Source organism: Lactobacillus kefiranofaciens, from assembly GCF_014656585.1.
Classification (GTDB): Bacteria; Bacillota; Bacilli; order Lactobacillales; family Lactobacillaceae; genus Lactobacillus; species Lactobacillus kefiranofaciens.
In genome coordinates this window covers 1,734,099-1,748,108 of sequence record NZ_CP061341.1, presented here as the reverse complement: position 1 = coordinate 1,748,108, position 14,010 = coordinate 1,734,099, and the positions used below count along the sequence as shown (strand labels likewise).

Genomic DNA, 14,010 nt, shown 5'->3' with positions numbered 1-14,010 from the left:
TTTTAATTTTCTAATTGTTTCAATGCCTTTTTAGCATGTTCGAGTGTAATGCGGTTACGGTTAATACGCGCGAAGGCACAGGCATCATTTAAATGCTGAATTGTGATTTCTTTCTTCTTGCCTTGCTGCATATCATTTAATCCTTGCCGCAATAGAATTCTTGTCATATAGAAAAGGGCATGATAATTAGCACCAATTTTGTAGGCATAACGCAGAAGCGAGTTGGATTCGCGGTACATTTTTCTTTCGCCGTAGAATTCACCAGCATCACATAAAATTGCTAAGGCATGCAATATGGTCAACGGATCATCGATTTCTACGTCTTTGATGTTTTTTAGCACTTGACTATAATAGTGTTCCGCTTTTTCTAGTTCGCCTTGTTCTGCATAAATCTGACTACAGCCGTTAAGGGCGAGTAAACGATAAATGTTGTTTTCATCTAGTTCAGAAGTCAGAATATCATTAAAGTAAAACAGCGCGCTCATTTGGTTACGGTCATTTTTTAGAGCATATTCCCCGCGCAAGAAGCGGTAATGCACTAGATCATCTTTACGACGCAAGCTTTTTTCATCAATTTGGGAAAGAATGTCAAAAATTTTGCCATAATCGTAATTAATGAATGAAAAGTCGGCTTCAAATAATAGGTGCTGAATATGTTTTTCAACGCTGTTACTGATGATGTCACTGACTTAAATGTTTAGTCGGTCACACAATTGCTTTAGGATCTTAAAGGAAGGCACTTGTCCGTTATTTTCGAATTTGCTTAAAGTAGATTGAGTACAAATTCTGTGACAAAGCTCAGTTTGCGATAGCTTTTGTTCTTTGCGGATTTTAATGAATTTTTCAATGTTAATCATAATTATTCCTGTCTCTTAATAGTTTGGTATAAAAAGTCAAGGGATTCATCAAGATAATCAGCACCATAGTCCATTGCGTGGCCGTGACCAGGAATGACTAGTAGCTGAGTACCTAAGTTCTTTTGAGCTAAAAACTTAACGAAGTCTAATACTGTAGAAATCGGTGTAAGTTCGGCTGCAGAATTGATCATCATCAATTTCCCTAAGTTGGTAAAGTCATATGAGCGCGCATCAAGTTTTTGTAATACTCGTTCATCATCTGTGCCAGTATAAGTTAAAGTGAAGTATTTATAGAAAGAATTCCTGATTTCTTGAGGATCGGTAATGCCGAAATCATCTTTGGCCGCTGGGGATGCTTTAACGTCTGGGTGGTTCTTAATCCAAGTTGAATATTCAACTGGAGCTGACCAGGTAACAGTTGGGAAGCCGTATTTGCCCGCTACATAGAGTGCCATTGTTCCACCTACGCTTGCTCCAATCTGAACAATATTTTTGGCATCATCCTTATCTGTATAGTCGGATTTTATAAGCCAGTTAACGAAGTGCAAGGCATCATCGTGAGCTGCAGGAAAAGTTGCAGCCGGAGCTAGGCTGTATTCAGGGATAAAGGTCATAAATCCTGCGTTAGCCAGATCAACCCCGAGATTTTTGACACTTTTCTTATTGCCACGGAACCAGCCACCACCGTGCCAGAAGATTAAGATCTTGGTGCTTGAAGTCGTATCATTAGGATAGTAGACATCTGCACTTAGTTTTTTTCCTTCGTCATAAACGACATTATTTTTGATTACAACCATAAACTGCATTTCCTTTCTAAAAAATTTAAAGGATATTATTAACTTTATTATATATTATCTAGAAAAATTAGTAAGATTAATAAGTATTTTTTTAGATTTTCTGGATAGTAAGTATCTGTGAGTTTTTTCTGCTAAAATTGAAATACTAAGGTGAAAGAAGGCGAGAAAATGCATCATTTATCAGCGAAAGCTAGTCGAAAGTTAATCAATATTGCCACGATTGCATGTGGCATCATCATTATTTTGCTGGTGATTTATTGGTATAATTTAGGAATTTTTAATAGTCAAGCTCGAATGCGGGATTATTTAGCGAATAAGCGGATTATTGGTCCGATTGTATTTGTGTTAATTCAGATTGTCCAAGTGGTTATTCCGATTATTCCAGGTGGCGTGTCGCTATTAGGCGGTGTGATTTTCTTTGGCCCAGTTGCGGGATTTATCTATAATTATCTGGGCATTTGTATAGGCTCAATTATCAACTTTTTCTTGGCAAGGCATTACGGCAGACCGTTTATTTTGCATATCGTCTCTGAAGAAACGTTGGACAAGTATATGAAGTGGACTGAGAATCAAAAAAAGTTCAACTGGTTCTTTGCTCTTTGTATTCTTGCTCCAGCTGCACCAGATGACGTGCTGTGTTTGCTAGCTGGTTTAACGAAGATGAAATTCTCGACTTATTTTTGGATTATTATTTTGTGTAAGCCATGGACAATTATCGCCTACAGTTTTGGATTGCAATTTGGTGCTAACTGGCTGTTGAAGCTGATGGGTAAATAATGCTTGAATCAAAGAGACTTTTTTTGAGACGTTTTGAAGTAAAAGACGCTCAGTTGCTATTGAAATGGGGAACTAATTCTCGTTATCACGATTTAGCGGGCTTTGAACAATATCAAAACATGACAGAGGCAGTTAATGGCGTCCATCAATATATGGATCGGGCTGAAAGCTACGTGATTTGTTTACGCAAAAATAATGAAGCAATTGGTTTGATTGAATTATATGAACGTGGTATGGATGAAAAAAGCGGTTTGTTAAAGACCAAAGAATTGGGCTTTTTGATTGATCAATCGTTTGAAGGACATGGCTATATGACAGAAGCAGTCCATTTGATTCTGGCTTATGCTTTTAAGAAGAAGCGCCAGACTGAAGTGTGGGCTGGTACGTTTGTCAGCAACAAAAAATCGCAAAAATTATTGCGAAGATTGGGCTTTCGATATATGTACACAGTTGATTACAGTCAAGTAAGTGTCTTTTTGTCATATCAAGAAAAATATTATTTGCTCAAAAAAGCAGAATGGCTTAAAATAGACGCAAACACGAAATCTTAAGACTGCTTCAGAGAGTTCACGGGTGGTGTGAGTGAATGCATAGTCGTTTCCAGATTTCATTAATGTGGGCAATTAATAGTTGCACGGCTTGGCGTCGTTATTCGCCTATCAAGAGGTGCAGTCATTCAGGCTGAAGATGGGTGGTACCGCGAAGCTGTGCAAGAGCCGATTCGTCCCAATTTAGGGATAAGTCGGCTCTTTTTTTGTTTTTGCATATTACGGAGGTTTTATATGCTTGATATTAAGGTGATTCGTGAGAATCTCGATTGGTCAAAGAAAAAGTTAGCTACACGTGGCATTAAGCCAGAAGAATTGGATGAATTAGTTGAAATCGACTCCAAGCGTCGTAAAGATTTGACTAAGAGTGAACAATTAAAGGCTAAGCGTAACGACGTTTCCAAGCAAATTGCTGAAAAGAAGCGCAACAAGGAAGATGCCAATGATGCTATTCAAGCTATGCGTAAAGTAGGTAAGGAAATCAAGGATTTAGATAAAGAAGTTGCTGAATTAACTGAAAAGCAAAACTACATTTTGCTTAGATTGCCTAACTTCCCAGCTGATTCAGATCCAATTGGACCAGATGACAGCTACAACGAAGAAGTTCGCAAGTGGCACCCAACTACCAAGTTTAACTTTAAGCCTAAAGCTCACTGGGATATCGGTACTGATCTTGGCATTTTGGACTGGGACCGTGCTGCTAAAGTTTCAGGTGCACGTTTTGTTTACTACATTGGTGCCGGAGCTTTGCTTGAGCGTGCCGTGTTTAACTTTTTCTTGGATGAAAACACTAAGGAGGGTTACACTGAAGTAATCCCACCATACTTGGTAAACGATGCTTCAATGCAAGGCACTGGTCAATTCCCTAAGTTCCATGAAGATGTTTATACTATCGTGGATAACGATGATCCAGACAAGCCACGTGATTTGACTTTAATTCCAACTGCTGAAGTTCCATTAGTTAACTACTTCAGAAATGAAATTATTCACGAAAACAAATTGCCAATCAATGTAACTGCTTTGTCACCAGCATTTAGAAGTGAAGCAGGTTCAGCTGGTCGTGATACTCGTGGTTTGATCAGAATGCACGAATTCCGCAAGGTTGAAATGGTTAAGGTATGTAAGCCAGACGAATCATGGGATGAACTTGAAAAGTTGACTCACAATGCTGAACACTTATTGCAAAAGTTAGGCTTGCCATACCACGTAGTTGCTTTGTCAACTGGGGATGCAAGTTTTACTAGTGCTAAGACTTATGACCTTGAAGTTTGGATGCCAGCTCAAGACAAGTACCGTGAAATTTCAAGTTGTTCTAACTGTACTGACTTCCAAGCTCGTCGTGCGCAAATTCGTTACCGCGGCGAAGATGGCAAGCTTCACTTGGCTCACACTTTGAACGGTTCAGGTTTAGCCGTTGGTCGTTGTGTAGCCGCAATTTTGGAAAACTACCAAAACGAAGATGGTTCAGTAACTGTTCCTGATGCTTTAGTACCTTACATGAATGGCATGAAGAAGATTACTAAAGAATCAAGCTTGCTTTAATAAAAAATAAATTGAAAAGAAAAGTATTCCATTTCTATCAGTTAGGTAGAAATAGAGTACTTTTTTCTTTTTCTACAGAAATTTCAAACTTTTTTTGCTTGATTTCCTGCCTGAAAATGAGCAAATACCGAACTTTGTCTGCTTGTTTTAGTGATATAGCGAAATGGCTTAGTAAAAAATAAGCTGATTAGGGATGCAATAATTACAACACTGCCTCGCGTTTCACATTGATAGCGAACGAAAAGGAAGATTTGCCAAAAGGACAGAAATAGGGTAAATTAATAAAGTCGCTTCGAGAGAGGCGGCTGAGCTTCAATAAAAGAGCTTGAGCAAGAAAAAAACAAGAAAATGAAAAAAAGTACTTGCAAAAGCATTGAGAAGCTGGTAACATATTTAAATGTCGTCAGGCGAGAGCAGAAAAGCTCAAGCAGGTCGACGAAAACAAATTCAAAAAAGTTCTTGACAGAGCTTTGAGAGTTTGGTAAAGTTAAAGAGTTGTCCGGTCTAGCCGGACAGAGGTAGTACTTTGAAAACTGAACAAAGTTTCGCTAAAAGTGTGCGGGTGTAAGAACCCAAACAAAAAGCGAAGTCAATTTCGCAAGCAATAAATTTGAGACAAAGATCTTAAATAATCGAATGAGCAATCATTCAAACTTAATTTTCAAAATGAGAGTTTGATCCTGGCTCAGGACGAACGCTGGCGGCGTGCCTAATACATGCAAGTCGAGCGAGCGGAACCAGCAGAATCACTTCGGTGAGGACGCTGGGAAAGCGAGCGGCGGATGGGTGAGTAACACGTGGGGAACCTGCCCTTAAGTCTGGGATACCACTTGGAAACAGGTGCTAATACCGGATAAGAAAGCAGTTCGCATGAACAGCTTTTAAAAGGCGGCGCAAGCTGTCGCTAAAGGATGGACCCGCGGTGCATTAGCTAGTTGGTAAGGTAACGGCCTACCAAGGCAGTGATGCATAGCCGAGTTGAGAGACTGATCGGCCACATTGGGACTGAGACACGGCCCAAACTCCTACGGGAGGCAGCAGTAGGGAATCTTCCACAATGGACGCAAGTCTGATGGAGCAACGCCGCGTGAGTGAAGAAGGTTTTCGGACCGTAAAGCTCTGTTGTTGGTGAAGAAGGATAGAGGTAGTAACTGGCCTTTATTTGACGGTAATCAACCAGAAAGTCACGGCTAACTACGTGCCAGCAGCCGCGGTAATACGTAGGTGGCAAGCGTTGTCCGGATTTATTGGGCGTAAAGCGAGCGCAGGCGGAAGAATAAGTCTGATGTGAAAGCCCTCGGCTTAACCGAGGAATTGCATCGGAAACTGTTTTTCTTGAGTGCAGAAGAGGAGAGTAGAACTCCATGTGTAGCGGTGGAATGCGTAGATATATGGAAGAATACCAGTGGCGAAGGCGGCTCTCTGGTCTGCAACTGACGCTGAGGCTCGAAAGCATGGGTAGCGAACAGGATTAGATACCCTGGTAGTCCATGCCGTAAACGATGAGTGCTAAGTGTTGGGAGGCTTCCGCCTCTCAGTGCTGCAGCTAACGCATTAAGCACTCCGCCTGGGGAGTACGACCGCAAGGTTGAAACTCAAAGGAATTGACGGGGGCCCGCACAAGCGGTGGAGCATGTGGTTTAATTCGAAGCAACGCGAAGAACCTTACCAGGTCTTGACATCTAGTGCCATTTGTAGAGATACAAAGTTCCCTTCGGGGACGCTAAGACAGGTGGTGCATGGCTGTCGTCAGCTCGTGTCGTGAGATGTTGGGTTAAGTCCCGCAACGAGCGCAACCCTTGTTATTAGTTGCCAGCATTAAGTTGGGCACTCTAATGAGACTGCCGGTGACAAACCGGAGGAAGGTGGGGATGACGTCAAGTCATCATGCCCCTTATGACCTGGGCTACACACGTGCTACAATGGGCAGCACAACGAGCAGCGAGCCTGCGAAGGCAAGCAAATCTCTGAAAGCTGTTCTCAGTTCGGACTGCAGTCTGCAACTCGACTGCACGAAGCTGGAATCGCTAGTAATCGCGGATCAGCACGCCGCGGTGAATACGTTCCCGGGCCTTGTACACACCGCCCGTCACACCATGGGAGTCTGCAATGCCCAAAGCCGGTGGCCTAACCGCAAGGAAGGAGCCGTCTAAGGCAGGGCAGATGACTGGGGTGAAGTCGTAACAAGGTAGCCGTAGGAGAACCTGCGGCTGGATCACCTCCTTTCTAAGGAAGCAGAGGTGGCGGAGAGTAGGGAAGACTACTAAAGGAAGCCACTAAAGCAAACGGAAGCACACTGAGAAACTTTGTTTAGTTTTGAGGGTAGTACCTCAAAGAGCTAGTACATTGAAAACTGAATATAATCCAAGCAAAAAACCGAGAAAATCAAAGAGAACAGATTGCAAGAGCGACCGAGAAGAGAATTCTTGAGTAAGGTCAAGTAGAAAAGGGCGCACGGTGAATGCCTAGGCACTAGTAGCCGAAGAAGGACGTGACTAACTACGAAAAGCTTCGGGGAGCGGTAAGTACGCAATGATCCGGAGATATCCGAATGGGGGAACCCGGTGCAGGAATGCATCATTTAATGCTGTTAAGGCATTAAAAGGAAGACGCAGTGAACTGAAACATCTAAGTAGCTGCAGGAAGAGAAAGAAAGATCGATTTCCTTAGTAGCGGCGAGCGAAGAGGAAAGAGCCCAAACCAGTTGATTTATCAATTGGGGTTGTAGGACTGCAATAAGGCAGCGCAAGAGATAGTCGAATTATCTGGGAAGGTAAGCCAGAGAGGGTGAGAGCCCCGTAAGCGAAATCTCAAGCGCGCCGAGCAGAATCCTGAGTAGGCCGGGACACGAGAAATCCCGGTTGAAGCCGCGAGGACCATCTCGCAAGGCTAAATACTAGCTAGTGACCGATAGTGAACCAGTACCGTGAGGGAAAGGTGAAAAGAACCCCGGAAGGGGAGTGAAAGAGAACCTGAAACCGTGTGTCTACAAGTAGTCAAAGCACATTAAGGTGCAATGGCGTGCCTTTTGTAGAATGAACCGGCGAGTTACGTTAAGCAGCAAGGTTAAGTCAGAAAAGACGGAGCCGAAGCGAAAGCGAGTCTGAAGAGGGCGAGAAGTTGATTGACGTAGACCCGAAACCAAGTGACCTACCCATGGCCAGGCTGAAGGTGCGGTAAAACGCACTGGAGGGCCGAACCCACGTAAGTTAAAAATTGCGGGGATGAGCTGTGGGTAGCGGTGAAATTCCAAACGAACTTGGAGATAGCTGGTTCTCTCCGAAATAGCTTTAGGGCTAGCCTCGTGGAGAGGATAATGGAGGTAGAGCTCTGTTTGGACAAGGGGCCCGTCAGGGGTTACTAAATCCAGATAAACTGCGAATTCCAGATATCCATGCACGGGAGTCAGACTGCGAGTGATAAGATCCGTAGTCGAAAGGGAAACAGCCCAGATCACCAGTTAAGGTCCCAAAATTTATGCTAAGTGGAAAAGGATGTGGAGTTGCGTAGACAACTAGGACGTTGGCTCAGAAGCAGCCATCATTCAAAGAGTGCGTAATAGCTCACTAGTCGAGTGGCGCTGCGCCGAAAATTTACCGGGGCTAAGCATAATACCGAAACTGTGGATGTGTTTTAAAGAGCACGTGGTAGGAGAGCGTTCTAAGTGCGGCGAAGGTGAATCGAGAGGATCATTGGAGCGCTTAGAAGTGAGAATGCCGGTATGAGTAACGAAAGACAGGTGAGAATCCTGTCCGCCGAAAGACTAAGGTTTCCTGGGGCAGGCTCGTCCGCCCAGGGTAAGTCGGGACCTAAGGCAAGGCCGAGAGGCGTAGTCGATGGACAACAGGTAGAGATTCCTGTACTGTGTACAATCGTTAAGAGCGATGGAGGGACGCAGGAGGCAAAGCACGCATCGAGCTGGATCGATGTTCAAGCGACAAGCGTGGCTAAGAGTAAAATGCTTCTAGCCAAAAAGCGCGAGTCGTGATGAGGAGCGAAGTTAAAGTAGCGAAGGTGCAGCAGTCACACTGCCGAGAAAAGCTTCTAGCCAGAAAGTACATACCCGTACCGCAAACCGACACAGGTAGTCGAGTGGAGAACACTAAGGTGAGCGAGAGAACTCTCGTTAAGGAACTCGGCAAAAAGACCCCGTAACTTCGGAAGAAGGGGTGCTGGCCCGGAAGGGCTAGCCGCAGTGAATAGGCCCAAACAACTGTTTATCAAAAACACAGGTCTCTGCAAAATCGTAAGATGACGTATAGAGGCTGACACCTGCCCGGTGCTGGAAGGTTAAGAGGAGAGCTTAGCGCAAGCGAAGGTTTGAATTGAAGCCCCAGTAAACGGCGGCCGTAACTATAACGGTCCTAAGGTAGCGAAATTCCTTGTCGGGTAAGTTCCGACCTGCACGAAAGGTGTAATGATTTGGGCACTGTCTCAACGAGAGACTCGGTGAAATTATAATACCCGTGAAGATGCGGGTTACCCACGACAGGACGGAAAGACCCCATGGAGCTTCACTGTAGCTTGATATTGAGTATCTTTTAAACATGTACAGGATAGGTAGGAGCCAAGGAAAGCAGGACGCTAGTCTTGCTGGAGGCAATGTTGGGATACTACCCTTGTTTGAAGGATGCTCTAACCTCGACCTGTAAGCCAGGTCAGGGACAGTGTCAGGTAGGCAGTTTGACTGGGGCGGTCGCCTCCTAAAGCGTAACGGAGGCGCTCAAAGGTTCCCTCAGAATGGTTGGAAATCATTCACAGAGTGTAAAGGTATAAGGGAGCTTGACTGCGAGAGAGACAACTCGAGCAGGTAGGAAACTAGGACTTAGTGATCTGGTGGTACCGGATGGAAGGGCCATCACTCAACGGATAAAAGCTACCCTGGGGATAACAGGCTTATCTCCCCCAAGAGTTCACATCGACGGGGAGGTTTGGCACCTCGATGTCGGCTCGTCGCATCCTGGGGCTGAAGTTGGTCCCAAGGGTTGGGCTGTTCGCCCATTAAAGCGGCACGCGAGCTGGGTTCAGAACGTCGTGAGACAGTTCGGTCCCTATCCGTCGTGGGCGTAGGAAATTTGAGAGGAGCTGTCCTTAGTACGAGAGGACCGGGATGGACGCACCGCTGGTGTACCAGTTGTCTTGCCAAAGGCATCGCTGGGTAGCTATGTGCGGAAGGGATAAGCGCTGAAAGCATCTAAGTGCGAAGCCCCCCTCAAGATGAGATTTCCGATGCGCAAGCAATAAGACACCTCAGAGACGATGAGGTAGATAGGCTGGGAGTGGAAGTCCTGTGAAGGATGGAGCGGACCAGTACTAATCAGTCGAAGACTTGACCAAAGCAAAGGCAAGCTGTGAAGGTTTTTTGCGCGAAGGATTATGTTTAGTTTTGAGCGTAGTAGCTCAAAAGAGTACGGTGGCGAAAGCAAGAAGGATACACCTGTTCCCATGCCGAACACAGAAGTTAAGCTTCTTAACGCCGAAAGTAGTTGGTGGGCAACTGCCTGCGAGGAAAGGAAGCTGCCGTGCTCTTTTTTTAATATTCCGGCTTAGCTCAGTTGGTAGAGCGCTTGACTGTTAATCAAGATGTCGTCAGTTCGAGTCTGACAGCCGGAGCAAGGAGAAGAAGGGAGCCTGAGGGGGCTTCCCTTTTTTGTGTACGTTATCTTATATAATATGTAGGTATATTTTTGAAAGCTACTCTATTTTTTCATAATTAGGGTAGCTTTTTTAATAAAGTTATTTTTTAATATCTTACTCTATCAAGGGCTTAAGTCCTTGAAAATTATTTTCAAAAATTGAAATTATTTTCAAATATTGCTTTGTAAAACTGCTTATTTATCGTATAATAAAAGCGGATTCATTTTTTGATCTAGAGGAGGAAATTACATGGTAGGAATTGTTTTAGCCAGCCATGGTGGCTTTGCCGATGGTATTGCACAATCAGCGCAAATGCTTTTCGGTGAACAAAATAATTTTGCACATGTTATCTTAAAGCCTGATGAAGGTCCAGATGACATTCGTGGCAAAATGGAAAAAGCAATTGCTTCATTTGATGACCAAGAAGAAGTTTTATTCTTAGTTGACTTATGGGGTGGTACGCCATTTAACCAAGCAAACGGTCTTGCTGAAAAGCATGAAAAATGGGCAATTGTTGCTGGTATGAATTTACCTATGGTTGTTCAAGCATTAACTGAAAGAATGATGAACGCGAAAGCAACTGCACATCAAATTGCAACTGCTGTTGTTGAACCAGGTAAAGACGGTATTAAGACTAAGCCAGCTGATTTAATGCCTAAGTCAAAAGCTCCTGCTGCAGCGAAAGAAGCAGCTCCAGCTAAAGGCACTAAAAAGTCAATTCCAGAAGGTACTGTTATTGGCGATGGTCATATCAAGTATGTTTTGGCTAGAATTGACTCACGTTTACTTCACGGTCAGGTTGCAACTGGATGGATTCCAGCAATGAAGCCAGATCGAGTAATTGTTGTTTCAGATAGTGTAGCTAAAGACGAATTGCGTAAGAGCATGATTCGTGAAGCTGCACCAGCAGGTGTGAAGGCACATACTGTTCCACTGAAGAAGATGGAAGAGATCGCTAAGGACCCAAGATTTGGTAATACTCATGCACTTCTTTTGTTTGAAAATCCAGAAGATGTCTTGAGAGCCATCAAGGGTGGCATTGATCTTAAGACGATCAATGTTGGTTCAATGTCTTATAAGGAAGGCGACGTTAACGCAAATAACGTATTGTCTATGAACCAAAAAGACGTTGATACTTTCCACGAACTCGAAAAGATGGGCGTTAAGTTTGATGTTAGAAAGGTTCCTTCAGATCAAGCAGGTAATATGGATGCTATATTGAAGAAGGCCCAGAGCTTACTTGACGAAAAGAAATAGATAATTAGGAGTAAATAAATGAACGCTATACAAATAATTTTGGTTGTGTTTGTTGCCTTTCTTGCCGGTATGGAAGGTATCTTGGATGAATGGCAATTTCACCAACCATTAGTTGCATGTACTTTGATCGGTTTAGTAACCGGTCATTTGGACTTAGGTGTTATCTTGGGTGGTCAATTACAAATGATCGCCTTAGGTTGGGCAAACATTGGTGCCGCAGTTGCACCAGATGCCGCTTTAGCCTCAGTTGCTTCAGCCATTATCTTGGTTGAAGGTGGTCAAGGTGTAAGTGGGATTGGTACTGCTACTGGTATCGCTATTCCTTTGGCTGTTGCTGGTTTGTTCTTAACTATGATTGTACGTACTATTTCAACTGCTATCGTTCACATCATGGACGCAGAAGCTAAGAAGGGTAACTGGCGTATGATTAACATATGGCAATGGATTGCTGTATGTTTGCAAGGTTTAAGAATCTCTATCCCAGCTGGTCTTCTTTTAGCAATTCCGTCAGGTATTGTTAGAAGTTGGCTTGCAATGATGCCACAATGGCTAAACGAAGGTATGACTATCGGTGGTGCGATGGTTGTAGCCGTTGGTTATGCTATGGTTATTAACATGATGGCAAGTAAGGAAGTATGGCCATTCTTCGCAATTGGTTTTGCTTTAGCTGCTATCAAGGACTTAACTTTAATCGCCCTTGGTGCTATCGGTCTGTCAATGGCTTTAATGTACTTAGCTCTTGAATCTAAGGGCGGCAACGGTGGAGGCAACAACTCCGGCGATGCTGGTACCGGCGATCCACTCGGCGATATCATTGATGACTATTAAAATGAACGCATAGAGGAGGATTTATATAATGGCTGATAAAAAAATTAAATTAACCAAGCATGACCGTTTTAACGTTATGTGGCACTCACAATTCCTTCAGGGTTCATGGAACTATGAAAGAATGCAGAATGGTGGTTACGCTTACTCATTGATTCCAGCATTGAGAAAGTTATACCCAAACAAGAAAGACTTGTCTGCTGCTTTACAAAGACACTTAGTATTCTTTAACACTCACCCATACTTAGCTTCACCTGTTCTTGGTGTTACCTTGGCTTTGGAAGAAAATAAAGCTAATGGTGCTGAAGTTACTGATGACGCTATTCAAGGTGTTAAGGTTGGTATGATGGGACCTTTGGCTGGTGTTGGTGACCCAGTCTTTTGGTACACTGTTCGTCCAATTGTTGGTGCCTTAGGTGCATCAATGGCTATTGCAGGTAACGTAATGGGTCCTATCTTATTCTTCGTTATCTGGAATATTATCAGACTTGCATTCTTATGGTATACACAAGAATTTGGTTACAAGGCTGGTTCAGCAATCACTAACGACATGTCCGGTGGTATGTTGCAAAAGGTTACCCGTGGTGCTTCAATGATGGGTATGTTCGTCTTGGGTGCCTTGATTGAACGTTGGGTAAATATTAAGTTTACGCCAATTGTTTCACAAACACCTATTCAAAAAGGTGGTTACATCGAATGGGACAAGCTTCCATCAGGTGCTAAAGGCATTCAATCCGCTCTTGAACAATGGAACATGGGTAATGGTAAGGCTTTAACTAATACTAAAGTTACTACCTTGCAAGATAACTTGGATCAATTAATTCCAGGTTTAGCTGGTCTTCTTTTGACCTTCTTATGTATGTGGTTGTTAAAGAAGAAAGTTTCACCAATTTGGATCATCATCGGTATTTTCGTTATCGGTGTTCTCTTACACGTATGGGGCATTCTTTAATAAATGGCTAAATCAATTAACACAAGAGTTGATCTAACCGTCAGTGCAACCTGGTTTAGAGGAATTGCATCGTATGGTAAAGTAATGATCGGCGATAAAGCTTTTGAATTTTATAACGAGAGAAACGTTGAAGACTACGTTCAAATTCCATGGAAAGAAGTAACTTATGTAGTTGCTGATGTCCATTTTAAAGGAAAGTATATTCCTAGATTTGAAATTCGAACTAAGTCTAACGGCAAGTTTATTTTTGCAGCGCGTGATCCTAAAAAGGTATTACGTGCAATTAGAAAATATGTGCCGGCTGATCATATGCGCAAGGCTTTGAGTACGTGGCAGCAATTAAAGCAACGTTTTATGCGTAAGAAAAAATAAAAAGTAAAAACATCCTAGGTCAATTAAGATCTAGGATGTTTTTTGACTCTATGATAGATCGTTTAATCAGTTTCAAAAAGAACTCAGCTACTGGTGAAAGGTTAGTACTGCGTTTCCAAATCATAGTAATTGGTTCCTGCATTACTGGTGCAATTGGCCTGAAGGTTAAATTTGACTTTTTAGAAATATTCGCAATTTTATCTAGGGTAAGCATTAAAGCTGCTTTATTTTTAACCATCAAAGTTCCGTTAAAGCTAAGATTAAATGTACCAATGATGTTGATATCTTTTTAATAATTGCGGTAGATTGAAGATTGCTTTTTGTTTTAGCAGTTAGGGTGAGGATTTCTTTTGCCTGTTCAAACAAGTATTGGCCAGCAGGTGTTAATGTCAAATGACGTGGCTGTTGATTGAACAATTTGACGCCTAGTTTATTACATTTTTAAA

The 14,010-nt window shown here is 43.0% G+C and carries 8 protein-coding genes, 1 tRNA gene, 3 rRNA genes and 2 pseudogenes; 11 read left to right on the top strand and 3 right to left on the bottom strand.

Features of this window, described 5'->3' with window-relative positions; translation table 11 throughout:
* Positions 1-2 precede the first annotated feature (2 nt).
* Positions 3-857 (bottom strand): annotated as a pseudogene (locus tag ICI50_RS08555) (helix-turn-helix domain-containing protein).
* A gap of 2 nt (positions 858-859) precedes the next feature.
* On the bottom strand, positions 860-1,654 hold the full coding sequence (locus ICI50_RS08550; RefSeq protein ID WP_013854676.1) for an alpha/beta hydrolase: 795 nt from the start codon (positions 1,652-1,654) through the stop codon (positions 860-862).
* 168 nt (positions 1,655-1,822) lie between these two features.
* On the opposite strand from ICI50_RS08550, the gene ICI50_RS08545 reads away from it, so the two are divergent.
* The 11 genes from ICI50_RS08545 (at position 1,823) to ICI50_RS08495 (ending at position 13,564) form a co-directional block, all read left to right on the top strand.
* Entirely contained in the window at positions 1,823-2,431 is a 609-nt protein-coding gene (locus tag ICI50_RS08545; protein ID WP_054640287.1) for a TVP38/TMEM64 family protein, read from the top strand.
* Positions 2,431-2,982 (top strand): GNAT family N-acetyltransferase, encoded by a 552-nt coding sequence (locus tag ICI50_RS08540; RefSeq protein WP_013854674.1) that lies wholly within the window; start codon positions 2,431-2,433, stop codon positions 2,980-2,982. Before ICI50_RS08545 ends, ICI50_RS08540 begins: the two co-directional genes overlap by 1 nt.
* A 231-nt stretch (positions 2,983-3,213) precedes the next feature.
* Positions 3,214-4,521: a serine--tRNA ligase gene (gene serS, locus ICI50_RS08535; protein WP_013854673.1), complete on the top strand. Its 1,308-nt coding sequence runs from the start codon at positions 3,214-3,216 to the stop codon at positions 4,519-4,521.
* A 662-nt stretch (positions 4,522-5,183) separates the two neighbouring features.
* Positions 5,184-6,747 (top strand): 16S ribosomal RNA (locus tag ICI50_RS08530).
* Positions 6,748-6,955: 208 nt separating this feature from the next.
* Positions 6,956-9,858, top strand: a 23S ribosomal RNA gene (locus ICI50_RS08525).
* 72 nt (positions 9,859-9,930) lie between these two features.
* Positions 9,931-10,047: ribosomal RNA gene (gene rrf / locus ICI50_RS08520) — 5S ribosomal RNA — on the top strand.
* Together the 16S, 23S and 5S rRNA genes with 1 tRNA gene alongside form the textbook arrangement of a ribosomal RNA operon.
* A gap of 14 nt (positions 10,048-10,061) precedes the next feature.
* A tRNA-Asn gene (locus ICI50_RS08515) sits at positions 10,062-10,134 on the top strand.
* Between the two features lie 273 nt (positions 10,135-10,407).
* Positions 10,408-11,415, top strand: coding sequence for a mannose/fructose/sorbose PTS transporter subunit IIA (locus ICI50_RS08510; RefSeq protein ID WP_013854672.1), 1,008 nt, complete (start codon positions 10,408-10,410; stop codon positions 11,413-11,415).
* Positions 11,416-11,433: 18 nt separating this feature from the next.
* Positions 11,434-12,243, top strand: coding sequence for a PTS mannose/fructose/sorbose transporter subunit IIC (locus ICI50_RS08505; RefSeq protein ID WP_054640495.1), 810 nt, complete (start codon positions 11,434-11,436; stop codon positions 12,241-12,243).
* Between the two features lie 28 nt (positions 12,244-12,271).
* A complete protein-coding gene (locus tag ICI50_RS08500) occupies positions 12,272-13,192 on the top strand; it encodes a PTS system mannose/fructose/sorbose family transporter subunit IID (RefSeq protein WP_013854670.1) in 921 nt (306 codons plus the stop codon).
* Between the two features lie 3 nt (positions 13,193-13,195).
* Positions 13,196-13,564, top strand: coding sequence for a DUF956 family protein (locus ICI50_RS08495; RefSeq protein WP_188891518.1), 369 nt, complete (start codon positions 13,196-13,198; stop codon positions 13,562-13,564).
* Between the two features lie 19 nt (positions 13,565-13,583).
* Here the strand turns inward: ICI50_RS08495 and ICI50_RS11020 are convergent.
* Positions 13,584-13,999, bottom strand: a pseudogene (locus ICI50_RS11020) (hypothetical protein); the annotation flags it as partial.
* Between the last annotated feature and the right edge of the window lie 11 nt (positions 14,000-14,010).

What these genes read in the sequence shown, in the direction of transcription:
- ICI50_RS08510 (WP_013854672.1), top strand. Translation starts at nt 10,408, where the DNA reads ATGGTAGGAATTGTTTTAGCCAGCCATGGTGGCTTTGCCGATGGTATT.
- ICI50_RS08540 (WP_013854674.1), top strand. Translation starts at nt 2,431, where the DNA reads ATGCTTGAATCAAAGAGACTTTTTTTGAGACGTTTTGAAGTAAAAGAC.
- ICI50_RS08550 (WP_013854676.1), bottom strand. Translation starts at nt 1,654, where the DNA reads ATGGTTGTAATCAAAAATAATGTCGTTTATGACGAAGGAAAAAAACTA.
- ICI50_RS08500 (WP_013854670.1), top strand. Translation starts at nt 12,272, where the DNA reads ATGGCTGATAAAAAAATTAAATTAACCAAGCATGACCGTTTTAACGTT.
- ICI50_RS08505 (WP_054640495.1), top strand. Translation starts at nt 11,434, where the DNA reads ATGAACGCTATACAAATAATTTTGGTTGTGTTTGTTGCCTTTCTTGCC.
- serS (WP_013854673.1), top strand. Translation starts at nt 3,214, where the DNA reads ATGCTTGATATTAAGGTGATTCGTGAGAATCTCGATTGGTCAAAGAAA.
- ICI50_RS08545 (WP_054640287.1), top strand. Translation starts at nt 1,823, where the DNA reads ATGCATCATTTATCAGCGAAAGCTAGTCGAAAGTTAATCAATATTGCC.
- ICI50_RS08495 (WP_188891518.1), top strand. Translation starts at nt 13,196, where the DNA reads ATGGCTAAATCAATTAACACAAGAGTTGATCTAACCGTCAGTGCAACC.